General features: G+C 41.0%; 21 protein-coding genes and 1 pseudogene. 15 read left to right on the top strand and 7 right to left on the bottom strand.

Annotated elements, in window-relative coordinates:
• Positions 1–560: pseudogene (locus tag LC608_RS24135) on the top strand (photosystem II q(b) protein); the annotation flags it as partial.
• Between the two features lie 123 nt (positions 561–683).
• Here the strand turns inward: LC608_RS24135 and LC608_RS24130 are convergent.
• From LC608_RS24130 to LC608_RS24105, 6 genes are all read right to left on the bottom strand, one after another.
• Positions 684–833, bottom strand: a complete 150-nt coding sequence (locus LC608_RS24130; protein ID WP_229555988.1) for a PsaJ protein — start codon at positions 831–833, stop codon at positions 684–686.
• Between the two features lie 343 nt (positions 834–1,176).
• Entirely contained in the window at positions 1,177–1,317 is a 141-nt protein-coding gene (locus tag LC608_RS24125; RefSeq protein WP_229555987.1) for a hypothetical protein, read from the bottom strand.
• 38 nt (positions 1,318–1,355) lie between these two features.
• A complete protein-coding gene (locus tag LC608_RS24120; RefSeq protein WP_229555986.1) occupies positions 1,356–2,150 on the bottom strand; it encodes a Tab2/Atab2 family RNA-binding protein in 795 nt (264 codons plus the stop codon).
• A 127-nt stretch (positions 2,151–2,277) separates the two neighbouring features.
• On the bottom strand, positions 2,278–2,547 hold the full coding sequence (locus tag LC608_RS24115; protein ID WP_100898250.1) for a YciI family protein: 270 nt from the start codon (positions 2,545–2,547) through the stop codon (positions 2,278–2,280).
• Between the two features lie 94 nt (positions 2,548–2,641).
• Entirely contained in the window at positions 2,642–5,092 is a 2,451-nt protein-coding gene (pheT, locus tag LC608_RS24110) for a phenylalanine--tRNA ligase subunit beta (RefSeq protein WP_229555985.1), read from the bottom strand.
• Positions 5,093–5,200: 108 nt separating this feature from the next.
• Positions 5,201–5,356 carry a hypothetical protein gene (locus tag LC608_RS24105; protein ID WP_229555984.1) on the bottom strand — a complete coding sequence of 52 codons (156 nt, stop codon included), beginning with the start codon at positions 5,354–5,356 and terminating at the stop codon, positions 5,201–5,203.
• A 720-nt stretch (positions 5,357–6,076) separates the two neighbouring features.
• Between LC608_RS24105 and LC608_RS24100 the strand changes: the two genes are divergently transcribed.
• On the top strand, positions 6,077–7,513 hold the full coding sequence (locus tag LC608_RS24100) for a hypothetical protein (RefSeq protein WP_229555983.1): 1,437 nt from the start codon (positions 6,077–6,079) through the stop codon (positions 7,511–7,513).
• Between the two features lie 408 nt (positions 7,514–7,921).
• Here LC608_RS24100 and LC608_RS24095 read toward each other — a convergent pair whose 3' ends face one another.
• Positions 7,922–9,307, bottom strand: coding sequence for a response regulator (locus LC608_RS24095; protein ID WP_229555982.1), 1,386 nt, complete (start codon positions 9,305–9,307; stop codon positions 7,922–7,924).
• A gap of 755 nt (positions 9,308–10,062) precedes the next feature.
• Here LC608_RS24095 and LC608_RS24090 point away from each other — a divergent pair.
• From LC608_RS24090 to LC608_RS24030, 13 genes are all read left to right on the top strand, one after another.
• The gene (locus LC608_RS24090) at positions 10,063–10,737 is read left to right on the top strand and encodes a VWA domain-containing protein (protein WP_100898244.1); all 675 of its coding nucleotides are present in this window, start codon (positions 10,063–10,065) and stop codon (positions 10,735–10,737) included.
• 53 nt (positions 10,738–10,790) lie between these two features.
• Positions 10,791–11,573: a PP2C family serine/threonine-protein phosphatase gene (locus LC608_RS24085; RefSeq protein ID WP_229555981.1), complete on the top strand. Its 783-nt coding sequence runs from the start codon at positions 10,791–10,793 to the stop codon at positions 11,571–11,573.
• A gap of 56 nt (positions 11,574–11,629) precedes the next feature.
• Positions 11,630–13,798 (top strand): tetratricopeptide repeat protein, encoded by a 2,169-nt coding sequence (locus tag LC608_RS24080; protein ID WP_229555980.1) that lies wholly within the window; start codon positions 11,630–11,632, stop codon positions 13,796–13,798.
• 483 nt (positions 13,799–14,281) lie between these two features.
• Positions 14,282–15,055: a glucose-1-phosphate cytidylyltransferase gene (rfbF, locus tag LC608_RS24075; RefSeq protein WP_229555979.1), complete on the top strand. Its 774-nt coding sequence runs from the start codon at positions 14,282–14,284 to the stop codon at positions 15,053–15,055.
• Between the two features lie 109 nt (positions 15,056–15,164).
• Entirely contained in the window at positions 15,165–16,379 is a 1,215-nt protein-coding gene (gene lhgO, locus LC608_RS24070; protein ID WP_229555978.1) for an L-2-hydroxyglutarate oxidase, read from the top strand.
• 429 nt (positions 16,380–16,808) lie between these two features.
• Complete coding sequence (locus tag LC608_RS24065) at positions 16,809–17,837, top strand: NAD(P)-dependent oxidoreductase (protein ID WP_229555977.1); 1,029 nt, start codon at positions 16,809–16,811, stop codon at positions 17,835–17,837.
• 109 nt (positions 17,838–17,946) lie between these two features.
• Complete coding sequence (locus LC608_RS24060; RefSeq protein ID WP_229555976.1) at positions 17,947–19,215, top strand: class I SAM-dependent methyltransferase; 1,269 nt, start codon at positions 17,947–17,949, stop codon at positions 19,213–19,215.
• Positions 19,216–19,417: 202 nt separating this feature from the next.
• Positions 19,418–20,425 (top strand): glycosyltransferase family 2 protein, encoded by a 1,008-nt coding sequence (locus LC608_RS24055; RefSeq protein ID WP_229555975.1) that lies wholly within the window; start codon positions 19,418–19,420, stop codon positions 20,423–20,425.
• Positions 20,426–20,474: 49 nt separating this feature from the next.
• Positions 20,475–21,326 carry a phytanoyl-CoA dioxygenase gene (locus LC608_RS24050; RefSeq protein ID WP_229555974.1) on the top strand — a complete coding sequence of 284 codons (852 nt, stop codon included), beginning with the start codon at positions 20,475–20,477 and terminating at the stop codon, positions 21,324–21,326.
• Positions 21,327–21,387: 61 nt separating this feature from the next.
• Positions 21,388–21,945, top strand: coding sequence for a dTDP-4-dehydrorhamnose 3,5-epimerase (gene rfbC, locus LC608_RS24045; RefSeq protein WP_229555973.1), 558 nt, complete (start codon positions 21,388–21,390; stop codon positions 21,943–21,945).
• 89 nt (positions 21,946–22,034) lie between these two features.
• Positions 22,035–23,279, top strand: a complete 1,245-nt coding sequence (locus LC608_RS24040; RefSeq protein ID WP_229555972.1) for a glycosyltransferase — start codon at positions 22,035–22,037, stop codon at positions 23,277–23,279.
• A gap of 109 nt (positions 23,280–23,388) precedes the next feature.
• Positions 23,389–24,702, top strand: a complete 1,314-nt coding sequence (locus tag LC608_RS24035) for an NAD(P)H-dependent oxidoreductase (RefSeq protein WP_229555971.1) — start codon at positions 23,389–23,391, stop codon at positions 24,700–24,702.
• A 172-nt stretch (positions 24,703–24,874) separates the two neighbouring features.
• A complete protein-coding gene (locus LC608_RS24030) occupies positions 24,875–25,981 on the top strand; it encodes a glycosyltransferase (protein WP_229555970.1) in 1,107 nt (368 codons plus the stop codon).
• Positions 25,982–26,211: the final 230 nt, after the last annotated feature.

The raw sequence follows: 26,211 nt of genomic DNA, 5'->3' as shown, positions 1-26,211 counted from the left end.
GTATCTCCGGAACCTTCAACTTCATGATCGTGTTCCAAGCAGAACACAACATCTTGATGCACCCCTTCCACCAATTAGGTGTAGCAGGTGTATTCGGCGGAAGCTTGTTCTCTGCAATGCACGGTTCTCTTGTAACAAGTTCACTAGTTCGTGAAACCACCGAAACCGAGTCACAAAACTACGGTTACAAATTCGGTCAAGAAGAAGAAACCTACAACATCGTTGCGGCTCACGGCTACTTCGGTCGTCTAATCTTCCAATACGCTTCTTTCAACAACAGCCGTTCACTGCACTTCTTCTTAGCAGCATGGCCTGTAATCGGCATCTGGTTCACCGCCTTGGGTGTAAGCACAATGGCGTTCAACTTGAACGGTTTCAACTTCAACCAATCAATTATTGATTCAAGCGGTCGCGTCATCAGCACTTGGGCTGATGTAATCAACCGGGCTAACCTGGGTATGGAAGTAATGCACGAGCGTAACGCTCACAACTTCCCCTTAGATTTAGCTGCTGGTGATGTTGCTCCTGTGGCGATGACCGCTCCTGCTATCAACGGTTAATTCTTAAGTTTAGCTAAATCAAAAAGCGCCCTCCCAATTTGGGAGAGCGCTTTTTAGTGTTAACAACAATATTACTAACAATCAAATGGTGATGATAACGGCTTTAAATCATCACTGCTCATGTCATGGCATAGGATGAAAAAGAAGATCAGGTAAAAAATAATTAAAAATCGCCCAGGTAGAGAAGGCAACTGATACAGAAACAACGGCAAGAACAGGAGCAAGGGAAAGGTACTTAACGAAATAGTCTTTCTGGTCGTTTGGTTTTTGCATATAGCACTCTCTAAAGAATTAATTAAAGAATTAAGTTGAACTAGCACGGCTAAACGATAACTTATTTGTATGTAGTATACAAATTGCCACAAAAACAGCTTTGTTAGCGTTGCCTTTGGGAACTCGTAGATAGAATTCTAAGTTCAAGTTATTCTTTCAATTTCAATAATAATCAGTGAGATTTCACTATACCTCTAACCAAAGACTGGATAAATATTAAATTAATTAGTAATATGAAATACAAAAAATATTTGTTGTTATTTCAATAATTTTTACTACATCAATTTACTATAAATAATTCATACACGCAAATATAGAAGCAATATTCTTATTACAAGGCTTATTACAGAAAAGCGATCGCCTTAGAAATTAAGCGGACAAATATAGGACTTACCCATGAGTTACGGAATAACGTAGACGCTTCGGCTTGCCGCAGGCTACCGCAAAGGCACAGAGGGCACGGAGAAATCAGAGTTTGAGGCATATTTTGCGTAAGTCCTAAAATATTTTTAGCAATCAATATCAATCTTCTGCCTGCAATAACCAAAAGCCGCTATAAGTCATCCCGGAATCATCGGGTTGAACTAATAAAAAATGCAATCCTCGGCAATGCTTTTTTCGTTGTTCAAATGCTTGGGCTGCTGTTGTAACTTCTGGATCTTCAAATGTGGCAACAATCCATCTGTCCACCAAGCCAGCTTCTAATATTAAGCCGTCTGGTGCGCCAGATATGTAATTCAAGCCTACCGGACGGGCTTGCTGTAACCACCGCGCTAGCCGCATCGATTGCCGTCCACCATAAATTACTACACCAGGGACGGGTACTGTTGATGCCAAACCCAAATTGATGGGTTTGAGATGTTCTGGGATGTGCAAAATGGGAATGGGGCGATCGCTAAATATCGTTTCCACATCACTAGCAGCTAAACTTGCAAAACGCCATTGTTCGCCCCAGAGGTTTTCTGGTAATGGTGCTGGAGGTGGTTTATCTAGCGTTGAGGGATACTGCTTTTCTTGTAACCACTGCTTCAGTGCCAAAGTGTGGCGGGTAGGTTCGACATTTATACTTAAATTGCGTCCCGCCGCCTCAATTAAACTTAGTGACTGAGGACGAAATACCTGGATCACATCTGGCAATTTTTCACCTGCGGCTAGCTCAAGTTGAGTAGTAACCCAACTCGAATTTGCTGCTGACTGGAGACAGCTAGCTTCATACTCAAAGCTACGAGTTGCGTCACAAATCAACAATTCCCATAAAATTTGTCCAGATGCATCTGGTAATGGACGACGATAAAAATCAACTTGCCAAGTTTTCATTATGTGGGGAGTGGGGATGAGGGAGCAGGGGAGGCAGGGGAGGCAGAGGAGGCAGGAGAGTGGAGTTCAAAGACTTGTTCACGAGTATCAAAGACTCATTCCTTATTCCCCATGCTCCATACTTAATTTAAAAAGCCTGAATCCATTCTTTAACAGAATACTCAGTCCAGATGCCATTTTTCCAATAGGGGTCATTTTCAATTAACTGGCGTACAGTGGCTTCGTCTTCGGCTTCGTAAATTCCAAAAACTTTTGTCACATCCTTGGTAGGGCCAATAGTAATTAGCACACCGGATTCTTTCTGTTTTGCTAATCCGTCTAAATGAGCTTGACGGTGGGGGGCGCGTTTTTCAAGAACGTCTTCGCAGTAAGTTCCCCAGAGTACATATTTAGGCATAGCTAATTAATTCCAAATAAAAAATGAATGGGGAGTGGGGAGATGAGGGAGAGGAATAAACAATGCCCTATACCCTATGCCCCATGCCCAATAACTAACTTCTTAGGTTTACGCCGAATTTTTCCACCAAAGCTTCACGCACTTTATTGTGTACTGGTTCGACTTCTGCCTCAGTAAGAGTACGATCGCTAGCGCGATAAATTAAGCGGAATGCTAAACTCCGTTGTCCTTCGGGGACATTTTCGCCGCGATATTCATCAAATAATTCCACAGATTCGAGCAAATCTTTACCCGCTTTGGTAATTACTTTTTCAATTTCGGAAACTGAGATTTTCACGGGTGCGAAAAAGGCGATGTCGCGATCGCTAGCTGGATAGGTAGAATAAGGACGGAATGTTGGAACCACAACTTCATCTTCTCCCAGAGAATCTAAAAGCACATCTAGATCCAATTGGAAAACATAAACGGAGTCTGGTAAACCTTTTTCTCGCCGCAATTGGGGATGGAGTTGTCCAAAAATACCCAGTCTGTTACCCCGAATCCACAGGGAAGCGGTGCGTCCTGGATGTAAGCGATTATCTCGGCAATCGGGTTGAAATTCTACCTGCAAGGCAAGTTGCCGAAATACACTTTCTAAAATGCCTTTGGCTTCAAACCAGGAGATGGGTTCTTCGCGTCCACTTTTTGACCATTTGCCAACAGAAATATCCCCTCCCACAATTCCAGCTAGGGTTTCTGTTTCTTGCAAACCGTCTTCTTCTTGCCAAAAAATTTGCCCGATTTCAAAGCCGTTCAAGGCACCATTACCCTGCTCTAAATTGTATTGAAAGGCATCAATTAACCCAGATATCAAATCGGTTCGCAGCGCTGAATATTCGACAAATAAGGGGTTTGACAGTACTATATTTCTGTCTTCTCCTGGTTTGACTAAAGAATAATGAATTAATTCTGTCAACCCTTCAGCCCGGAGGAAAGCTCGTAATTTGCGAATCAATTCCTCATCTAAAGGCAGATAGCCAGCTTCCGCTTTTTCTGGTAAGGTATCACAGAATTTGTTGTAGCCATAGAGCCGCGCGATTTCTTCAATTAAGTCAATTTCTCGCTCTAAGTCGCGGTAACGATAGGGTGGAACAGAAACTGACCATGTAGGTTGATGATTAGTATCTTTTTCTGAAGGAGTTAATCGACATCCCAATGCAGTCAGGATACGCTCAACATCTTGTTCTTGGAGTTCACCTGTATCCTCTCCCAAATCTATCGGCCCCAATATTTGATTAACGCGGTCTAAACGCAAGGCGATAGAGCGACTCCAGGTAGACGGGTCGGGGCGGGTGTCGGCAATTTCCTGCTGGACAAGAACTCCGCTAGCTAATTCGCTAATTAAGGATAAGGCGCGGCGATTAGCTATTTCCAACTCAGCTCGGTTAACTCCCCGTTCATATCTGCCAGAAGCCTCACTTCTTAACCCAACACTGCGGGAAGAACGGCGAATTGCTACGGAATCAAATAAAGCTGCTTCTAAAACTAGGCTTTGAGTCCCTTGATGGACTTCTGTTTCTTCCCCACCCATGACTCCCGCCAGTGCAACGGGTCTGTCGTTTGCGGTAATTAACAAATTTTGGGTTGATAGGGTACGAGTTTGACCATCGAGGGTTTTGAAGGATTCTCCAGTATTGGCGAAGCGAACGCCGATGGTTAAATTTCCGCTACTTGCAACTGATTGTAGGCGATCGCAATCAAAGGCATGTAGAGGTTGTCCCCATTCCAACAAAACGTAGTTAGTAATATCCACTACATTACTTATGGGACGTACCCCAGCAGCCCGCAAACGCTGTTGTAACCATTCGGGAGATGGAGCAATTGTTACCTGTTCAATTACCGTACCAATGTATGCAGGACAAGCTTGGGTATCGGCAATTTTTAAAGCTAAATTTCCGGCACTTTTGGTAATAGAGACTTCACCGGGTTCAGGAATGCTCAACTTTCCACCAGTTAAAGCTGCTACTTCCCGTGCTACGCCTACCATGCTCAGAGCATCAGCGCGATTGGCAGTTGCAGTTAAGTCTAAAATTACATCATCTAGACCCAACAAAGGACGCACATCGCTACCCAATGGTAAATTTTCCTGGGTAAAAATATGAATTCCGTCTACATCGGTGGGTAAACCGAGTTCCTTTAAAGAACAAATCATGCCCTGAGATGGGACACCACGCAATTTTGCAGGTTTAATTTTTAAATCAATGTTGGGTAAGTAAGTACCCGTAGTTGCTACAGGCACATAGATATCTGCCTTCACATTTGCAGCGCCACAGACAATATTTAAAGTCTCACCTGCACCAATATCCACTTGGCAAACACTTAATTTATCGGCGTTGGGATGGGGTTGACGCTCAAGCACTTTCCCTATAACCACGCCATTTGCCCAAGTGCGGCGGTCTTCAATCTCTTCAACCTCAAACCCCGCCATTGTCAGGGTTTCGGCTAACTCTTCTGGACTAAGTTTTATCTCTACTAGTTCGCGCAGCCAATTTAGAGAAATACGCATGGAGTGTGCTTGTTTTAGGAATCGTCTTTTGCTCTTATTTTAGGGTGCCTACTAGCGATCGATGGCTATTCGTCCCGCAAGGCGTACCCTTTCACTTGAACAATCCTACTACGTTAGACTGACAGAACAATCTTTGATGCTAATCTTTTCTTGGCGTTTTGGCTTGTGTAAATCTGAGAGATATGTTTGAGATTCGCTCTGTACCCAGCAATTAATTAAGGCGACATCATGACCAAAAGGCGATCGCCTTAATGATTTAGGCAATGATTCAGGCTGGACGATATGCAACCATTACATAAGCCTTGGTTGGCTCAGGCTAGCCGCATTATGTCAACCAAGGCTTTTATTCTCAATAAGCTTAAAAATAGCCACATTAACTAATAGCTGCTTATTGATATAGATTTAGCGTAGGCGTAGCCATCGCATTGAGAGTTGGAAAATAAATCAAACGAGAAATGCTGATTTTTTCGTTGGTTTTTAACACTGGTTGCGAACAAGAGTAATTTAGATGCCTTTGGACTAGCGATCGCAGAACTTGAATCTTTCAAACTCGATAAAACCTCACAATAATATTTTCTCACTCAATAGACTACAAAAATCAAACTTTGTTCTTTTTTTTAGTGTAATTGCATTGCATTTTATTGTAGAACTCCAAAAAGGTAAATTTGCCCTGTTTGAGCCGAAAAATAACTGCAAATACTTCTTACAAAGCCTTCACAGTAAGGATTACCGGGCAATTTTCTGAAATCTACCTGAACAATATCGAAAGAATAGACAATCGAATCTAAAGAATCGGCAATCTAATCTAAATTTTATTCATTTGAAATCTAAATCTGATTTTGTATAGTTTTGCTAAAGGTAGTAATTGCTGTTTTTATTAGTATTTCTTTATTGAAGATGAAAGTCAAAAAATACTTTCATTCACGTCGTTGATATTCCTTTTGATAGAGGAATTTCAGTTTAAGTAATAGGAGCTTAATTCTAATGGCAACTTCTGACAATAGCAATCAAACTGTTGGGTCACAAGGTACTAGCAACATATCTGGTAACGGAAATTTTTCTTTCAGTGATGGCAAATGGCAGTCCACCGATGGCAGCGGTGGTTCCGGTGGCAGTGGCTTCGGTGGCGGTGGCTTCGGTGGCGGTGGCTCCGGTGGCAGTGGCTTCGGTGGCGGTGGCTCCGGTGGCGCTGCTAGTGGTAGTAATACTTTCGCTTCCTTCATCGGTGGTGGCAACTCATCCACAACCAGTGAAGATGGAAAGTACAAGTATAATTACGAGCGACCACTTGACGAGCGGGCTTTAACTGATACCAATAATCCGTTCAATCAACTCGTCGGAGTCCTTGGCGGTGATCTTAGTGCATTAGGTGGTGGTAGCAACCCCTTTGCTGGTGGCGCATCTAGCGGTAACGCATCTGGCGGCGGTAGCAACCCCTATGCTGGTGGCGCATCTAGCGGTAACGCATCTGGCGGCGGTAGCAACCCCTATGCTGGTGGCGCATCTGGTGGTAACGCATCTGGCGGCGGTAACAACCCCTTTGCTGGTGGCGCATCTGGTGGTAACGCATCTGGCGGCGGTAGCAACCCCTTTGCTGGTGGCGCATCTAGCGGTAACGCATCTGGTGGCGGTAGCAACCCCTTTGCTGGTGGCGCATCTAGCGGTAACGCATCTGGTGGCGGTAGCAACCCCTTTGCTGGTGGCGCATCTGGTGGTAACGCATCTGGTGGTGGCGGTAACCTCCCTGGTAACTTACCATTTGGCAGCACTCCCCCCTCCAAGGAAAGTGGTAGCAACCTACCTGAAACTGGCAACGGTCAACCTGTACCTTATAAGAGTGACAACTGGATATCTGATATTCAAAAATTAGATGGTGCAAATGCTACCGGCAACAGTGGCCAAGGTAACGGTAACTGGCTATATGGTAGTAACAACACAAGCGACGGTAATGGTAACTGGAATTTTGGTAGTGATAACACAACCAAGGGTAACGGTAACTGGAACTACGGTGACGGCGGCAAAACCGAAGGTAATGGCAACTGGGGCTTTGGCAGCGATAACGCAACCAACGGTAACGGTAACTGGAACTTAGGCAATAACAACGACATCCTTGGTAATGCCAATACACTCCCTGGTAGTAACAATGACATCCTTGGTACTGGCAACACTGGCAGTGTAAATAACAGCAATCTCCTTGGAAACCGGATTGAAGCCAGTGGTGATAACAAAACACTCGTTGGTAATGAAGGCTGGAATTTCTCTGTTGGTGGCGAACTGATGTCGCTAGGTAGCACTACACCCAGCCAAGGTATAGGAACTGATGTCAGGAGTTTACTCAGCAGTTCTGACCTTGTAACATCCGCCATGTCAAATCCAGGCTACAACAACCCAAATTATGAGTTCTCTTCTACCACACCCTAAAACTTTGTAATAGACAGGAGCCATTTTTTGCATCGGTAAGCCTGTCTATTGTGGTATTGGCTTTTTTGCCAACTTAAGTTGATTACATTTTGAATACGATACTTCTTGGTTAAGCTTTGCAGTTGACATTGCTCTCATTGAGCGGCGCAAGAATCAACCTTCTAGCACTCCAAAAATTTCAATCTGTAATTAACCCACAAGTATTACTCTTTGAAATGTAGCACGTAAGGAAAAAATAATTAGCCGGAGATGAACACAGATACTCGTAGGGACACGGCAATGCCGTGTCTTTAATAATAGTTGGATGACTAGCAAGTTCAAGTAGCTCTTTTTAATTAAGTTTTCGTCAATTTTCAGATTAGTATTAATTTCCTCACTAGTTCAAAATTTTTAGGTTTTTTGGCTAATTTAAGTCAAATGCATAAAAATTATTTTCAGTAATTCGGCGCGAGTAAACGGTTTAATCAGATAGCCAGATGCCCCAACTAGTTTGGCTTTTACTTTGTCTACAATCCCTTTATTCCCAGTGACAAAGATGATAGGAGTCTTTTGAAATATGGAATTATTTCGTATAATCCGGCACAACTCATAACCGTCGATTCCTAGCATGTTTAAATCCAACAAAATTAAATCAGGTTTGTGTCTTATAATTGACAAAACGGCTTTTACTGGATCGTTAATAGTCACTACAGAAAAATTTTCATTTTCTAAAAAACGGCTAATTTCTTTGAGAATTGTGGGGCTATCATCTACAGAAACGATTTTATAAGCTTTTTGTGCCGTTACAGTAGCAGCCGCTACTATTTGGGAAGAAGGAATTATGCTATTTGATATTGTTGGTTCCTGAAAGTTTTCTTTTGGAGAAGGAGAAATCTGAGGTAATCGTTGGACAGGAACTATATTCTCTTCAGAAATATCTAGGTAAGGGTTGACGGTGGTATTTAGTTCTTTTTTGGTATCAACTAACTTGGGAATGAATTTAGAGATAAGCGATTGCTCTTCAAATATCTTTGGTAATTTATCATAAGGTGGATCAGCTTCATGCAAGATAATCGCACCCTTAAGTATGTAAGAGTATAAAGTGTGAGCCAGTTGTATTTCATCTTGATTCAAAATTACGGCTAGATGACACAGGCTAAAACCTTTCATCCAATTAGTTAAATCTGGCTGGAGTTTTGGTAAATCTTTTTCCTCAATTTTGCTGTTAATAAACAGATATGGACGTTGATATGGAGAAGAAATTTGAGGAACAAAAGCTTGCCATTTTTTTAATCTTACTTGGCAATGTTCTAGAATTTTTTCTACATCTAACCAGCAAAATATTGGCATTATATCAAGTGGTTCTGCTAATTCATAAGTACCTTCTTTGATTAGTAAAAATGATTCAATCACCTCTTGAACCAATTCTTGAATCAGCACTGCTGCTTGTGTAGAATGTAAATGTTGTTGACTAACAAGCCAGGATATAGCCTGATACTCAGGAGGGTGGCTTCTTAAATTACTGTCATCTTCAATTAACTGAGTGTGTGAATCAGGTTCAAACATTAGACGTAATTGAACACGAATCTCACTGGTAAGCAGTGGAATTTGGTGGCTGAGGCGACGCAAATGACGTTCTAGCCGGTCAAAGGGTTCCACTGAATGGGTAGCGTAGGTTATTCTTCCCTGTTCTAGGTAAATCGACCAACAAACTGAGTTACTCAATGCTTGTAAACAAGTACTGTCAGAGCAATTGGATAACTGTCTTAACAAACTTATTGGACGTAGTTTGGTGAATGCACCAGAATTATTCATATTTTTCAAGTTTTTTGCGGAATCAACAACCGAACATTTGTAAATTGAAAATATCAGCTATGAAATACTTTCTTCTTTGTAATATTTCTCTCCGTACAAAATATTCCTTTTAAAATATGTATATATGTTAAAACTAGTAAATTTTAGACATTTTTTGTTATATTTAGCACACTCTACTTCTTTTATCTATCTCAAAAAAAAGTAGGTGGGTATGAATAAACGTAAATATCTATCCTAGCTAGACTATCAGTAGATGTTAGTTACTTCTGGATTTTACTTACTACCAACAACTCTTGACTGAAGATCTTAATAATGATGTTTATTTATGCCCACTTACTGAAAGAGTTAAATTTAATTCCATGTTTCCGCAGCTACACTGCTATACTTCTAGAGCTAATGAGCTTAATTATGGTTAATTATCTTTATGTAAAAGAACGATTCTTCTACATAAAATCTTTAAAAAGTTATATAGGAAAGTTTACGTATTTATTGTACTGTAGGGTTAATGGATATAATTTTTGGGTAGATACATTACAACAGGGAATGCTGCGTTTTGATAAACTCTTTTTTGCTAAACTAAGCTGTTCTCAAGTTCTTCTTAAATATGTAGAGAACTTCATGAAAAAAATTTGTTTAATAAAAATTAGAGCATCTACCACTAGCTACTATATTCTGTAAGTCGCTTCGGCGATGGTAATTATATACTCTGAGAAAAGGGAAATAAAGCTTTGAACTTTAACATAACACAAAAAGTTATGGATGATACATTAAGACTTGATGAAGTAGTAGAATTTGCTGAGAACCCAGAACCACGTTGTCCTTGTGTACTGTTACTAGACACATCTGGCTCGATGCAAGGAGACCCGATTGAGGCTTTAAATCAGGGTTTACTAAGTTTAAAGGATGAATTAGTCAAAAATTCCTTAGCCGCAAGACGGGTGGAAGTGGCGATCGTAACATTTGATAGTAATATCAATGTAGTACAAGACTTTGTGACTGCGGATCAATTCAATCCACCGATTTTGACAGCTCAGGGATTGACTACGATGGGTGCAGGAATTCATAAAGCTTTAGACATAATTCAAGAGCGAAAATCTCAGTATCGTGCCAATGGGATTGCTTACTATCGTCCTTGGGTATTCATGATTACCGATGGAGAACCACAAGGCGAGTTAGAAAATGTCGTAGAGCAAGCATCCCAGCGCCTACAGGGAGATGAGGCTAATAAGCGGGTAGCATTTTTTACAGTAGGTGTAGAAAATGCGAATATGACTCGTTTAAATCAAATAGCTGTGCGTACCCCCCTGAAGCTTAAAGGATTAAATTTTATCGAGATGTTTGTTTGGCTGTCAACTAGTATGTCAGCTGTTTCTCATTCGCAGGTGGACGAACAGGTAGCATTACCGCCGATTGGTTGGGGGACTGTTTAATAAAAAAAATCGCAGCTTGATGTTTACACAGCTAGCTGCTGGAAAAAAAATCTATGAACATATCAAAACAGATTGCTCAATGGCGGATTGTGGCTGCGTCTGTATGTGGTACAAGTCACTTAAAAAACAATCAGTTATGCCAAGATGCTCATCACTGGCAGGTATTATCAGATAACGTTTTAGTGGCGGCCGCAGCAGATGGGGCGGGTTCTGCTAGCCTTGGGAAAGTGGGAGCGATGATTGCTGTAGAGACAGCAATAGAAAACATTTCAACCATTGGACTCACTCGGAAAAGTTTGACTGATGATGCATTGGTACGATCGCTCTTAAATGATGCCATATTAGCCGCCAAAAAAGCTGTGGATGATGAGGCAGCTAGTTGTGACAAACAGCCTCAAGATTTAGCCACTACCTTAATTGTGATGCTTGCCACACCAGAAGTTGTGGCTGTAATGCAAATAGGTGATGGTTTGGCAGTGGCAAAAGATAGCATGGGCAACCTCCTGGCACTTACCATACCTGATAGCGGCGAATACATCAACGAAACAACTTTTTTAACTTCTCCTACTGCCTTAGATACAGCGCAGATAAAAGTCTGGCGCACAGACATAGTAAATGTTGGCATCATCACCGACGGACTACAAATGCTGGCTTTGAATATGGTTGTTGGCGAACCTCACAAACCCTTCTTTTTTCCCCTGTTTGAATTTGTAGCTAATGCGGAGGATAAGACAGAAGCGAAGGAGCAGTTGGTAAAGTTTTTACGCTCAGAACGGATTACGCAACGCACTGATGATGATTTGACACTCATTATAGCTGCATTCAACAACTCATAAGCAAAAAATTTACAGGTTTCACATCTTACAATAACTCCGTTAGCGGTAATTTCATTATGCAGGTACTACGTTGTTCCCCTAGAAAAGAAATCCTCAGTCTCAATGTCAGTTTGGGACGTGGCGGTGAAGCTTGTGTTTATGCAGTGCCATCCGATAACAACTTGGTGGCAAAGATTTACCACAAGCCAACGACTGCTCATGCTGATAAACTCCAGGCGATGCTTGCTAACCCGCCAGAAAACCCTACGGCGAGTTTAGGGCATATCTCTATCGCTTGGCCAGAGGATTTATTACGGGCGGCAGATGGCAAAAATATCATCCTTGGCTTTTTGATGCCACGCATTCAGGGGATGCGTCCAATCATCGACTTTTACAACCCCAGAACCCGTCGCCAACACTGCCCCCTATTCAACTATCAGTACCTGCTCCGCACGGCTCGTAACTTGGCGGCAGCTTTTGCCGCTTTACACGCTAGTGGATATTGTATTGGTGATGTGAATGAGTCAAATATCCTCGTCAGTGACACAGCACTGGTGACTTTGATAGATACAGACTCCTTCCAAGTACTTGACCCAAGCAGCAATCTTCTTTATCGCTGCCCAGTTGGGAAACCAGAGTTTACCCCACCAGAACTACAGAATAAAACTTTTGCCCAGCACGATCGCGAAATTTCTCACGATTTATTTGGGTTAGCGGTGCTGGTATTTCAACTCTTAATGGAAGGCACGCACCCATTTTCGGGGATTTTTCAAGGCGCTATTGAGCCACCGCCTTACGAAGCCCGCATTGCATCGGGTCATTTTACTTACAGCCAAAAGCGCTACGTACCCTACCTTCCTACACCCATTGCACCCGCTTGGGAAATTCTTCATCCCAGCCTACAAGAACTATTTGTCCGTTGTTTTGAAGACGGTCACAACAACCCACAGCTGCGCCCCAGTGCCCAGGCTTGGCTATCGGCTATTGCTGAAGCCGAAGATTCCCTGATTACCTGCACGACAAATCCTCAGCATCGCTACAACAACCACATGCGTAGCTGTCCCTGGTGTGAACGTACTGTGCGATTAGGCGGACGCGACCCCTTCCCATCACATCGGGCTATAGAAGCTAGAGAACATCTCCAACCGCGAATCAAACGGAAAAAGCACTACACCCAGACACCGCATTTTCCACAGCGAACCATGTCACCGCACTCAGCTAATTATTGGCAACCAGTAATTACCCCAAGCGGTGCATCTTATAAACCTTCCAAGAAGTCAAAGTTGTACCCGATTATTTGTTGCTTGCTGGGTTTTGGTTTATTGGGATATGCGGATGTAATGATTAAATTTACTCAGCCGTTAGTTACCCAAAATGCTTACACTCAACAAACACTGAAGTCTCGCCAGACAAATAACAAACTCAGCTTCGCTGATTACTATCAGCAAGGTTATACTGCTTACAAAGACCGGGATTATGAAAAAGCAATTGCCAGCTTTACCGGAGCAATTGAACAAGAACCGACACATGCCAGAGCTATTGTAAATCGTGGCAATGCTCGCTATAACATGAAAGACTACGAAGGAGCAGTTGTAGATTATAGCCAAGCTCTCAAAATCAATCCCAATCAAACCAAAGCTCTTGTGAATCGGGGTAATGCCCGCTATATGCTCGCCGAATATAGCAACGATCCCGATCTAGAGTATAACCTAGCGATCGCAGACTATAATCGCGCCATTGGTCTCGATAGTAATGAAATTGAAGCTTATATCAGACGCGGGATTGTCCGCACCCAAATGGCTAAATATAGCGGTGAATCTCAACAAGCTTACAAAAGAGCGATCACAGATTTTACTCATGCCATAAAACTTAATGTATCCAAAGCAGAAGCTTACTTTCAACGCGGTGTTGTCTATTATCAAATTGCTCAATATAGCAGCAATTATGAGCAAGAATATAATCAAGCGATCGCTGACTTTAACCAAGCATTAGCTATCAGCCCCAAACTAGCAAAAGTGTATCTCAAACGAGGCATGGTTCGCTATGAACTAGCACAGTATGGCGGTAGTGAATCTAACAAAAATCAGGCGAAAGCTGTCGAGGATATACAGGCATCTGCCAAATTCTTCCTTGAGCAAGATGATATGGATAATTATCAGCAAGCACTCAGTAACATGTGTGTAGTCATAGAAAACAAATGTGACCCTTTATTCAACACTTCAAGTAATGTGGAAAAAACTAACTAAAAACAAGTAAGTTTTTTTACTGGCATATTATTGGTTTGAATTTCAGAAATCAAGCCTGATTAGGGTTAGCGTCCGCTAACCCTAGTTATTTATTGGGTAACATTTTTATTTAAAAGAGTAATTTATTTTCCTATTTCTAGATATTCATAGAGCTTTTATATAGAAAAGATTTTAATTTATATTTCCTTCATGATTTCACCGAAAATAACAGTTAGATTATTGACGTAGAAAAAGAAAAAAGAAAACAATTTTTCTCTATCTAAGTGCATCCTCTTCATGTCGATAAAGTCAAACAATTTTGGATTTTAGATTTTGGATTTTCGATTAAAAGAGTTTCTTGATACATGCCCCGCTATGAAAATAGGCAGAGCAAATCTACTCATAGGCTCGTGACATTCGAGCATTAATCCCAAATTGCAAATCCAGAATCTAAAATTGGCACGGTCAAATAATTATATCCCTACAAATCTCCGAGGTAATTGCATGAAAGCGGTGATTTTGGCTGGAGGACTTGGTACACGCCTCAGTGAAGAAACTAGTATCAGACCCAAGCCGATGGTTGAAATTGGTGGTAAGCCAATTCTCTGGCACATAATGAAAACTTACTCTGCTCACGGCATTAATGACTTCATTATTTGTTGCGGTTACAAAGGTTACATAATTAAGGAGTATTTTGCTAACTACTTCTTACACATGTCAGATGTTACCTTTGACATGCGATTTAACCAGATGAACGTGCATTCTGGTTATGCTGAACCCTGGCGTGTCACCTTAGTAAATACGGGTGATAATACAATGACAGGCGGACGCTTAAAGCGAATCAGTGAACATCTTGGTAATGAGACTTTTTGCTTTACTTATGGTGATGGTGTAAGTAATATTAATATCACTGAGCTAGTTAAATTTCATAAAGAACAAAAGACATTAGGAACACTTACAGCCGTTCAACCAGCCGGACGTTTCGGGGCTATTTCTTTAGGATATGAGCAAACTAAAATCACCAGCTTTCGAGAGAAACCTGAAGGTGATGGAGCTTGGATTAATGGCGGTTATTTTGTGTTAGAACCAGAAGTAATCAATTTGATTGCTGATGACTCTACCGTGTGGGAGCAAGAGCCATTAGAAAAGCTAGCTGATATGGAACAACTATCGGCTTTCAAACATGATGGTTTTTGGCAACCTATGGATACTTTACGCGATAAAAACTACCTAGAGGGGCTATGGAAAAGCACTCAAGCCCCTTGGAAGGTATGGTAGAAAGAGAGTTAGGAGTTAGGAGTTAGGAGTTATAAATTTTAACTCCCCATTCCCCACTCCCCACTCCCAATTTTATAAATTTACTGTAATTTGAAGTACAATAATCCAAATGTATGATTTTGCAATTATAGGTGGGGGAATAGTTGGGCTTTCTACAGCGCTGGCTTTAGGAGAACGCTATCCCAATGCTCGTATTTTAGTAGTAGAAAAAGAGAGTCAATGGGCATTTCACCAAACCGGCAATAATAGCGGTGTAATTCATTCTGGTATTTACTACAAGCCAGGGAGTTTCAAAGCTAAATTTTGTCGTGACGGTTCTCGCTCTATGGTAGAGTTTTGTCAAGAGCATGGAATTGAGCATGAAGTTTGTGGTAAGGTCATTGTTGCAACTGAAGAACAAGAGCTACCACGCTTAGAAAATCTCTACAAACGCGGCTTAGACAATGGCATAGAAGTTAAGAGAATTAGTCCCGAAGAAGTCAGGGAAGTTGAACCTCATGTAAAATGTGTAGGTGGACTTCGGGTATTCTCAACTGGTATTGTTAATTACAAGCAAGTTTGTTTGAAATATGCCCAGCTAATTCAACAGCAGGGCGGGGATTTACACCTGAATACAAAAGTTTTGAAAATCTCCCCAAGTGGAAAAAATCAGGTATTACAAACAAACAAGGGTAGCTTTGAAACCCGCTTTGTAATTAATTGTACTGGATTGCATAGCGATCGCACCGCCAAATTAGGTCAAGTTGAACCCCAAGCAAAAATTGTTCCATTCCGGGGAGAATATTACGAACTCACTCCAGAAAAACGTTATCTGGTCAAAACACTAATTTACCCAGTTCCCAATCCAGATTTTCCCTTCTTGGGTGTTCACTTTACCCGGATGATTGATGGTAGCGTCCATGCAGGGCCAAACGCGGTGCTGTCACTCAAGCGCGAAGGTTACAAAAAAACCGACTTTGACTTACGGGATTTTCTTGAAGTCATTACCTATCCTGGTTTTTGGAAATTGGCAGCAAAACACGCTGATGAAGGGATTCAAGAAATTATTCGTTCCTTTAGTAAAGCAGCCTTCACCAGAAGTTTGCAAAAACTAATTCCCGAAGTCCAAGCAGAAGATTTAGTTCCCACCCATGCAGGAGTTCGCGCTCAAGCCTTAATGAACGATGGCAAGCTTGTAGACGACTTTTTGATTGTTTCCGGTCAAAACTCCATTCATGTTTGCAATGCTCCTTCTCCTGCGGCCACATCTTCTCTAGAAATCGGTAAAGCGCTTGTGGCAGAAATTCCCCAACTTTCGCATCTAGATATTGCACTAACTGCATAGATAACATAGTTATTACTTCCGGGCTGCTGAATAAAAGGATGAATCTTGTATAGTGGGCATCTTTTCCAGCCTGGAAATACAAGAGACGGGTAAGATACCCATCCCACAAGAAAAAAGTGTAGTGCATCAATTAAGAACCGCTATAGAGTGCTGCTACCCAATGGGTTAGTCGGCAAACTATGTAATGACTGTTAGCCGATATATATAGCACTTCTGGGTTGAGTCCAATGACCTAACCCCCAACCCCTTCCCTACTGGCGTTGGGGAGCAAGATTCAAAGCCTCTCTCTTCTTATGAGAGGAGGTTTGGAGAGAGGTCAAATTGCATACAAACGAAAAATATAGCGGTTCTCTCTTGAATGCAACACCCTTTAGGGCAAATATTTGTGCGCCCCTAATTTAACTCATCAATACAAAGGCATTAACCACAATGAAAATATTAGTAACTGGAACAGAAGGCTATCTTGGTTCGTTATTACCCCCTCTGTTAATTGAACGAGGACATGAAGTTATCGGTCTAGATACCGGTTTCTATAAAGTTGGTTGGTTGTACAACGCTAATGGGGTGACACCCAAAACCCTCAACAAAGATATTCGCAACATCACCCCTGATGATTTGGAAGGTGTTGAAGCCATAGTCCACATGGCAGAACTATCCAACGACCCAGCCGGACAATTAGCACCTAATATTACCTACGAAATTAATCATATAGGTTCAGTTCGTCTAGCTAGCCTAGCTAAAGCTATGGGTGTGCGCCGTTTTGTATACATGTCTTCATGCAGCGTCTACGGTGTTGCTACCGCAGGTGATGTTACAGAAGAATCCTCAGTTAATCCCCAAACAGCCTACGCAGAATGCAAAACTCTCGTAGAAAGAGATGTCACACCACTGGCTGACGATGACTTCTCTCCCACCTTTATGCGGAATGCAACTGCCTTTGGTGCTTCTCCCAGAATGCGCTTTGATATTGTTTTAAACAACCTAGCAGGGTTGGCATGGACTAGCAAACAAATCAAAATGACCAGTGATGGCACACCCTGGCGACCATTAGTCCATGCACTGGATATTTGCAAAGCAATAGTCTGCGCTTTGGAAGCACCACGAGACATTGTACATAACCAAATCTTCAACGTGGGAGATACAGCAAATAATTATCGCGTCAAAGAAATCGCAGAAATTGTTGCTGATATTTTCCCAGATTGTAAATTGTCCTTTGGTAACAACGGTTCAGATAACCGCAGCTATCGAGTATCCTTCGAGAAAATCAACACAATCCTACCTGGATTTAAGTGTGATTGGAATGCTCGACTTGGCGCCCAGCAGTTATTTGATTTATTCAGTCAAATACACATGGCTGAAGATACTTTCTTGTTTAGAGGATTTACCCGCTTAAGGCAACTAGAGTATCTGATTCGTACTGAGCAAATTGACAAAGATTTTTTCTGGAATAAAAAGTAGTTAGATTAGCCTAGCAGTAGCGAACAAATAAACTAAGTTTCCGAATCAAATAGCATTGATTCGGACTTATCCCATCTATCAAATTATTTGCAATTAGTGAGTTAAATTTATGGCGATCGCAAAATGTCGTTTTAGTGGTCAACCCCTGTACCAAACCTTTATTGATCTGGGAATGTCACCTTTAGCCAATGCTTATTTGACAACAGAACAGCTAAATAATGCAGAGAAGTTTTATCCTCTCCACGCTTATGTTTCTGAAGACACTCTCTTAGTTCAATTAGAACAGTTTGAAACACCAGATCACATTTTCAGCGATTATGCTTATTTTTCTTCTTACTCTGTAAGTTGGCTAAAACATGCCAAGGCTTACACGGAGATGATGGTAGAAAAGTTTGGCTTTAATCGTCATAATCAAGTTATTGAAATTGCCAGTAACGACGGCTACCTCCTGCAATATTTTCGAGAAAAGGGAATCCCTGTTTTAGGAATAGAACCAGCAGCAAATATAGCTAAAGTTGCTGAAGACAAAGGCATTCCTAGTCTTAACAAGTTTTTTGGAGTTGAAACTGCCAAAGAACTAGTGATACAAGGAAAACTGGCTGACCTTTTGATAGGTAATAATGTTTTAGCTCATGTACCAGATTTAAATGATTTCATAGCTGGAATGAAACTCATCCTCAAACCCAATGGCATTTTGACGATGGAGTTTCCTCACATTTTGCAGCTTATTGAACAAAATCAGTTTGATACTATTTATCACGAGCATTTTTCTTATTTTTCATTCCTGACTATCGAAAAAATTTTTGCAGCGCACAACTTGCAACTTTTTGATGTAGAGGAATTACCAACTCATGGCGGTTCACTAAGAATTTATGCCAAACAGGACTACGCTGTTCATCTCAGCATTAGTCAACGAGTTAAAGATTTGAAAGCTAAAGAAATTGCCGCCGGGCTGCATCGCATGGAGACTTACATTACATTTGGAGAAAAAGTTAAAGAAACAAAGCACAAACTATTAAATTTTCTCTTGACAGCTAAAGCAGAAGGTAAATCAATCGCTGGTTATGGCGCACCAGCCAAAGGCAATACATTGTTCAATTACTGTGGGATTGGAAAAGATTTTATCGATTACACAGTAGATTGCAATCCTTACAAGCAGGGCTTATTTTTACCTGGAACTCATATTTCCATCTTTGCACCAGATAAAATCCGCGAAACCAAACCAGATTATCTCCTAATATTGCCTTGGAATCTCAAGGAAGAAATTATGGAACAAATGGCATTTATTGGCGAGTGGGGTGGACAGTTTGTAGTGCCAATTCCTGAAGTTAAAATTTATCAATCTCCTATTCGGGATAGGGTTTTAATAGGGTCTTAATGCCTGTTATTACTATATTTATCTGGCATCGCGATCATGGGCAATATTTAAGTGATTTCCAAGAGATAAATGCTTTGATGTATTTTGGAAATCGCTAAAGAGTAATTACAAGGTGTATCTACTATAAATTTTGCCGCCGAACCACAAAAAATTAGATTGGGAAGCAGCTTAATACCTTCTTAACTACAGATTAAACCTTAATATGAATAAACTGCTGACTATTGCCATTCCTACATTTAATCGTGCCCAGCTTCTAGATAAGCAACTTACTTGGTTAGCTCAAGCTATTAAAGGTTTTGAAGACGACTGTGAAATTTTAGTTTCTGATAATTGTTCAACAGACAATACTCAGGAAGTGATCGAAAAATGGCAAACAACACTTAGTAATATTACATTTAAATCGAATAAAAATTTCAAGAATTTAGGCGTAGTCAAAAATATTATGTATTGCCTAAATTCTACAACAACTAAATATGTTTGGACAATTGGTGATGATGACCCAATTCAAGATAGAGCTATTGTTTATGTGATTAGCAAACTCAAACAGCATGAAGATTTATCATTATTGTTTCTCAATTTTTCTGGACGGAACCAAATTACTGGTGAACCAGTTCACCCACCAACAATTGTTGGTAATCGCTGGTTTGATATAGATAGTGAAGATGGTGATGGTGATGGTAAAGCTATATTTGAACATTGTTTCTCAAAAAGTGTTGGCGCAGTAATTTTTCTGACTGCTACAGTCTACCGCACTGACCTAGTAAAACGCGCTCTCCAAAAATGGCAAGATGCTGAGAATAACTGGATATCTTTAGCATATCTAGCCGGATATTGTGCTGCTAATGGCAGAGTAATCGTCACTCAAGATACTTATTTAGAATGTATTGTTGGTGTGAGTTATTGGCAAAAGGAACCAAAATCTGCACTGCTAATGCAATACAAACACATACCCGAAGTGATTTTGAAATTAGAGAAAAGTGGATATTCTAAGCAGTTTTGTAGGCGGATGCTTTTGCAGAACGGTAAAGAAGTCAATTTGAAAGTTTTCTTGGGTGCTTTAAGAAGATGGCCGATGTCCGCTATCAAAATAGTAATTCCATTTTTGGCTTTAGTCAGCTTGTGTGCTTTTGATGTGATGGTTTCTAAAGAACTCGGTTTAGCAGAATCAAGTGAAATACCTACTCAACAAGTGCGGACTTATAAGCCGTAAGCTATTAAATTTCTAAGAAATATGTATCAAAAAAAGGAGAATTTACGCAATGTTTAGTGCTATAAAATGCAAAATAGCTACACTATCTTCTGACTTTGAATATTATCTAGCCCGTTGGAAGCATAGCAGAAATTTGCCAGCCTTAGAAGGAAGCGATCGCAATATTCTTAATGCTCTCAAAAAAGATGGCGTTTACGTCACAACACTGGCAGATTTAGGGCTAAACTCTAGCTCAGAACTGCTCAAAGCTGCTTACCATCAATTGTCTCAGATGGAAAATGCCAACAATGACCATCTAGAGCAAAAGTTACCACAAATTTCCACAGTTACAGGTTTACCAGAATTTTATGCTTGGGGAATCGAGAAAAGACTTCTCAATATTATCGAAAATTATATTGGTCTTCCTGTTGCTTTTCATGGTGTACATTTACGCAAAGATTTCCCTAGCAAACATCAGTTTGGGACACTGCTATGGCATAGCGATGCCGAAGACCGTCGCATTATCAAAATATTCATTTACTTAAATAATGTAGAAGAAAAAACTGGGCCTTTTGAATACATCCCCCGCTCTTTAACTTCTTTATTTAGTTGGAGTTATGTTCAACTTTACTACAAACTTTGGAAGTCAGGCTATATGGGTATCGATGATGAAGAAGTAAAATCAGTCATCCCGAAATCAGCTTGGAAATCCTGCCCAGGCCCAGCAGGTACTGTGATTATTGTAGATACGAAAAATGCTTTGCATCACGGCACAGTCCGCACAGAAGAACGGTCAGCGCTATTCTTTTGTTACACGGCCAACCCTCCTGAAAAGCCAGACCTCTGCACTCAATACTGGGATGATACTTATCCTAGAGCAGAATTACCTTCTGCATCTGATCTAGTTAAAGTATCAACTTAAAAACGTTCTCGCCAGAAGAATATCTAATTTAATTAACCAACATTCATCTCAAAGCAATCAAATGATTTTTACCGAAACTGCACTCAAAGACGCATTCATTATTGACTTAGAAGAAAAACCAGACCACCGTGGTTTTTTTGCTCGGTCTTTCTGCGCTCAAGAATTTGAAGCACACGGATTAAAGCCAACAGTTGCCCAATGTAACCTGTCTTTTAACTATAAAAAAGGCACTATCCGGGGAATGCATTATCAAATTCTGCCAGCAGCAGAAACGAAATTAATTCGCTGTACTAAAGGCGCTATCTATGACGTAATTATTGATATGCGTCCAGAATCTCCTAGCTTTTTATCACACATTGGTGTAGAGCTAACTCCAGAAAACCGCCGTGCTTTGTATGTTCCAGAAATGTTTGCTCATGGCTATCAAGCACTCACAAATGAGACTGAAGTTATATATCAAGTGGGCGAATTTTACACGCCAGGGTATGAAAGAGGTTTACGCTATGACGACCCATTCTTTGCCATTGATTGGCCTCTAGATGTGACTGAAATATCTGAGAAAGATTTAAATTGGCCTTTGTTGAGAATGATGACTGTTGGCGGTACAGCTTCCAGATAACTATAGATTTCTCTACGCCAGATGTTTTTTGTAGAACATACTGGCTGCTTTCTATAAGGTAATACAATAATTAATTAGGGTAGAAATAAATGCCAAATAATCTTCTATCTCGTGTCGGTAATACTATTTCTTTTGTGTCTAAAAAAGTCCAAGCTCGCATCAATTACGCTAAGACTTTACAGGTTGTTTCTCTAAACCCTAAACAGCCTTCCAAAGGAAATGTACTACTTTCTTATCGGATTGAACCATTTCTCTTAAAAGCTGGTCAGCCAATGCCTAATGACCATACTTGGTACTGGGAAGTTTGGCAAATAGCCCAAACTTTTCTAACTTTAGGCTATAACGTTGATGTTATCCAATTCCACAATGATAAATTCGTTCCTCAAAAAGACTACGCGTTTTTCATTGATATCCGTCATCGAATGGAAGCGCTTGCACCAAAACTCAATAAAGATTGCATCAAGATTTTCCACGTTGACATTGCGAATATGGTGTTTCGCAATGCAGCAGAATGCAACAGGCTTCTAGAACTACAACGGCGCAAAGGTATCACCTTAAAACCACAGCGATTTGAAGTTCCTAATTTAGGAATTGAATATGCTGATTGCGCGATTGTGTTGGGTAATGATTTCACAACTGATACATTCAAGTATGCCAACAAACCGATGTATCGTATCCCAATTTCTTCGCCTAGCGTTTATCCTTATCCCGACAAGAAAGATTTTGAAGCGGTAAGAAAACGTTTTCTGTGGTTTGGTGGTAGTGCTTTAGTCCTCAAAGGATTAGATTTAGTTTTAGATGCCTTTGCCCAAATGCCGGAATACCATTTAACAGTTTGTGGCCCGGTAAGTAATGACAAAGAATTTGAGCAAGCTTTCTATAAAGAACTGTACGAAACGCCTAACATCCATACTTATGGGTGGATTGATGTTAGTAGCTCTGAGTTTATAGAGGTGACAAATAACTGTTTAGGGCTTGTTTATCCTTCCGTTTCTGAAGGGCAGTCAGGAGCCGTAATCAGTTGCTTGCAAGCCGGGTTGATTCCGATTTTGAGCTACGAATCTGGTGTAGATGTTCACGATTTTGGCGTGATTTTTGATAATCTTTCCGTTGACGAAATTAAGGCGAAAGTTAGAAGTATTTCCAATTTGCCTGTAGAAGACCTAAAGCTGATGTCTCGTCAGGCTTGGGAATATGCAAGAGCAAATCATACCAAAGAAAAGTTTGCCCAAGTTTACAGAAATGTCGTGGAGCAAATTATCGAAAATCACAGCCAGAAAAAACAGACTGCTTCTATAGCATCTAGCAAAGAACCAGTTATTAGCCATAGCTAATCTTAATCCCCATGAAAGTGTACTTAATATTTAGCTTTAAAAAATTATTAAGTGCAAGTTTATAGAGAATTTGTATCACAACCAACAGTTCCAAAAAGGAGTTTAGTTCATGATTATTATCGATCGCGCCTTACAAACCCGTGCAGCAGCAGGAAATCCTATCAAGGTGGGAATGATTGGTGCTGGTTTTATGGGTCGAGGAATTGCCAACCAAATTGTCAATTCAGTGCCAGGAATGGAGTTAGTTGCTATCTCCAATCGCCAGATTGATGCAGCTAAACAAGCTTATTCGGAAGCAGGAATTGAAGATATTCAAGTTGTTGCAACTGTCAGCGAATTAGAAGATGCGATCGCAAACGGTAAATATGCAGTCACAGAAGACGCTAAGTTACTGTGTCGGGCCGAGGGCATCGATGCATTAATCGAAGTCACAGGTGCAGTGGAATTTGGCGCTCACATCGTTATGGAAGCGATCGCCTATTGCAAGCATGTGATTATGATGAATGCCGAACTCGACGGCACCATTGGCCCCATCCTCAAAGTCTATGCTGACAAAGCAGGTGTGATTCTCAGCGCCTGTGATGGCGATCAGCCAGGGGTGCAAATGAACCTCTACCGCTTTGTAAAAAGCATTGGTCTAACTCCGTTATTGTGCGGTAACATTAAAGGACTCCAAGACCCCTATCGCAATCCCACCACCCAGGAAGGATTTGCTAAACGTTGGGGTCAAAAGCCCCACATGGTGGCTAGCTTTGCCGATGGAACCAAAATTTCCTTTGAGCAAGCGATCGTTGCCAATGCCACAGGTATGAAAGTCGCCAAACGGGGAATGCTAGGATATGACTTCAACGGTTATGTCGATGAAATGGCCCATATATATGATGTTGAACAACTCAAAGAACTGGGCGGCATTGTCGATTATGTAGTTGGAGCAAAACCTGGCCCAGGCGTATATGTATTTGCCACTCACGACGACCCCAAGCAACAGCACTATCTCAACTTATATAAATTAGGCGAAGGCCCACTTTACAGCTTCTATACTCCTTACCACCTCTGTCATTTTGAAGTTCCCTTGTCTGTAGCGCGTGCTGTCCTATTTGGTGATGCGGTTATGTCTCCACTAGCAGGCCCGCTAGTAGATGTTGTCACCACTGCCAAAATCGACCTGAAAGCAGGAGAAACCTTAGATGGCATTGGTTACTACATGACCTACGGACAATGTGAAAATTCCCCCATCGTCCAACAGCAAAATCTCCTACCAATTGGTTTAGCTGAAGGATGTCGCCTCAAACGAGATATTTCTAAGGATCAAGTCCTCACTTATGAGGATGTAGAATTACCTGAAGGCAGACTCTGCGACCAACTAAGAACTGAGCAAAACACTTATTTCGCCTCAGAAAAAATCTTAGTAGCAGTTGGGTAATAGCTACAAATGAATCGGCTGTAGGGGCGTACAGCTAGTTGTACGCCCCTATATATTTATCGCCAGAATTTCGTGAAGAGGATAGGAGCTATACTGCGGGACACTAAAGTTGTTGATAATAACTTGCTAGGGAGCGTTGAAATAAACCTGATCGAAACTTTAGGTCAAATTCATGAAAATTGCTCTAGTCCATGATTATTTAACCCAGCGAGGTGGGGCAGAGCGTGTGTTTGAACTGCTTTGTAAGCGCTATCCCGAAGCAGATATTTTCACATCTCTGTACGATCCAGAAAAAACTATTGATCTAGGCGATCGCATAGTCAACACAACCTTTTTGCAAAAGATTCCTGGTGCAGTAAAATATTTTAGGTCAATGGCTCCTCTATATTTTCCTGCCTTTCGTGCCTTGGATCTGCAAGATTATGATTTAATTATTAGCAGTAGCACCAGCTTCGCCAAAGCAGTGCGAAAAAATCCCAATGCTCGCCACATTTGTTTTTGCCATAATGTCACCCGTTTCTTATGGGATACAGCAACCTATTTAAGAGAGTACGGAGACTATAGATATTTTGCTCCTTTAATCGAACAAATATTTCAAGTAATGAGAAAGGTAGACCTGAAATATGCACAGGAACCTGATCTTTACATTGCTAATTCTAGTGTTGTTGCCCGCCGTATTGAAAGTATTTATGGCAAAAAGGCAATGATGGTAAACTATCCAATTGATACTAGTAAATTTCTTTTTTCCGATATAAAAGAAGAATATTATCTGGCCTCAGCCCGGATGATCAGCTATAAGCGCCTTGATATAATAGTTGAAGCTTTTAATTGGCTGGGATGGCGCTTATTAATCTCAGGTGATGGGCCAGAACAAGCACGGTTAAAATCCAAAGCATTAAAAAATATTGAATTCTTGGGACACGTAAGCGATAAAACCCGCAAAGACTTGTTTTCCAAAGCCAAGTCTATTATTGTCGCAGCCTTAGAAGACTACGGATTAGTTCCAGTAGAGGCTAATGCTAGCGGCACACCAGTCATCGCTTATGGTGCAGGTGGAGTATTAGATACTCAAATACCAGGTGAAACAGGAGTCTTTTTCAAAAGGCAAACACCCGAATCTCTACAAATTGCATTGCTAGAAGCCAATGGCATTTCTTGGGATTACGATCGCATCCGTAATCATGCCGTTGCAAACTTTTCAGAGAATGCCTTCTTTGGGAAAGTTGAGCAAATTATTAACCAAGCTTGTGGCGTGGATCAAATATTCATTGGTCATTAGTTATTGTTTTTTGGTACATACCTGACTTTAAGAGTGGGCAAAAAAACTTTCTGATATCAGACTAATAATTCAAACCATGTTCTTTGTAGGCGTGGTATCTCAAGGAATAATGGCTCTAGCGTTGCGGTTTTATTTCGTAATCCTTTCCCACTATAAGATTACCTATTTATTTTTCTATCTGCTCCTGGGTAGTTTGTTAAACAAATAGGTATTCTTCGGAGAATCTCTTA

It is taken from the genome of Nostoc sp. XA010, assembly GCF_020829625.1.
Lineage (GTDB): Bacteria > Cyanobacteriota > Cyanobacteriia > Cyanobacteriales > Nostocaceae > Nostoc.
Note: the sequence above shows the minus strand (reverse complement) of the source record. Positions and strands in the feature narration are given on the sequence as shown.

What these genes read in the sequence shown, in the direction of transcription:
- LC608_RS24120 (WP_229555986.1), bottom strand. Translation starts at nt 2,150, where the DNA reads ATGAAAACTTGGCAAGTTGATTTTTATCGTCGTCCATTACCAGATGCA.
- LC608_RS24085 (WP_229555981.1), top strand. Translation starts at nt 10,791, where the DNA reads ATGAACATATCAAAACAGATTGCTCAATGGCGGATTGTGGCTGCGTCT.
- LC608_RS24050 (WP_229555974.1), top strand. Translation starts at nt 20,475, where the DNA reads ATGTTTAGTGCTATAAAATGCAAAATAGCTACACTATCTTCTGACTTT.
- LC608_RS24035 (WP_229555971.1), top strand. Translation starts at nt 23,389, where the DNA reads ATGATTATTATCGATCGCGCCTTACAAACCCGTGCAGCAGCAGGAAAT.
- LC608_RS24055 (WP_229555975.1), top strand. Translation starts at nt 19,418, where the DNA reads ATGAATAAACTGCTGACTATTGCCATTCCTACATTTAATCGTGCCCAG.
- LC608_RS24130 (WP_229555988.1), bottom strand. Translation starts at nt 833, where the DNA reads ATGCAAAAACCAAACGACCAGAAAGACTATTTCGTTAAGTACCTTTCC.
- LC608_RS24040 (WP_229555972.1), top strand. Translation starts at nt 22,035, where the DNA reads ATGCCAAATAATCTTCTATCTCGTGTCGGTAATACTATTTCTTTTGTG.
- pheT (WP_229555985.1), bottom strand. Translation starts at nt 5,092, where the DNA reads ATGCGTATTTCTCTAAATTGGCTGCGCGAACTAGTAGAGATAAAACTT.
- LC608_RS24090 (WP_100898244.1), top strand. Translation starts at nt 10,063, where the DNA reads ATGGATGATACATTAAGACTTGATGAAGTAGTAGAATTTGCTGAGAAC.
- LC608_RS24095 (WP_229555982.1), bottom strand. Translation starts at nt 9,307, where the DNA reads ATGAATAATTCTGGTGCATTCACCAAACTACGTCCAATAAGTTTGTTA.
- LC608_RS24065 (WP_229555977.1), top strand. Translation starts at nt 16,809, where the DNA reads ATGAAAATATTAGTAACTGGAACAGAAGGCTATCTTGGTTCGTTATTA.
- LC608_RS24100 (WP_229555983.1), top strand. Translation starts at nt 6,077, where the DNA reads ATGGCAACTTCTGACAATAGCAATCAAACTGTTGGGTCACAAGGTACT.
- LC608_RS24115 (WP_100898250.1), bottom strand. Translation starts at nt 2,547, where the DNA reads ATGCCTAAATATGTACTCTGGGGAACTTACTGCGAAGACGTTCTTGAA.
- lhgO (WP_229555978.1), top strand. Translation starts at nt 15,165, where the DNA reads ATGTATGATTTTGCAATTATAGGTGGGGGAATAGTTGGGCTTTCTACA.
- LC608_RS24030 (WP_229555970.1), top strand. Translation starts at nt 24,875, where the DNA reads ATGAAAATTGCTCTAGTCCATGATTATTTAACCCAGCGAGGTGGGGCA.
- LC608_RS24125 (WP_229555987.1), bottom strand. Translation starts at nt 1,317, where the DNA reads ATGCCTCAAACTCTGATTTCTCCGTGCCCTCTGTGCCTTTGCGGTAGC.
- rfbF (WP_229555979.1), top strand. Translation starts at nt 14,282, where the DNA reads ATGAAAGCGGTGATTTTGGCTGGAGGACTTGGTACACGCCTCAGTGAA.
- rfbC (WP_229555973.1), top strand. Translation starts at nt 21,388, where the DNA reads ATGATTTTTACCGAAACTGCACTCAAAGACGCATTCATTATTGACTTA.
- LC608_RS24060 (WP_229555976.1), top strand. Translation starts at nt 17,947, where the DNA reads ATGGCGATCGCAAAATGTCGTTTTAGTGGTCAACCCCTGTACCAAACC.
- LC608_RS24080 (WP_229555980.1), top strand. Translation starts at nt 11,630, where the DNA reads ATGCAGGTACTACGTTGTTCCCCTAGAAAAGAAATCCTCAGTCTCAAT.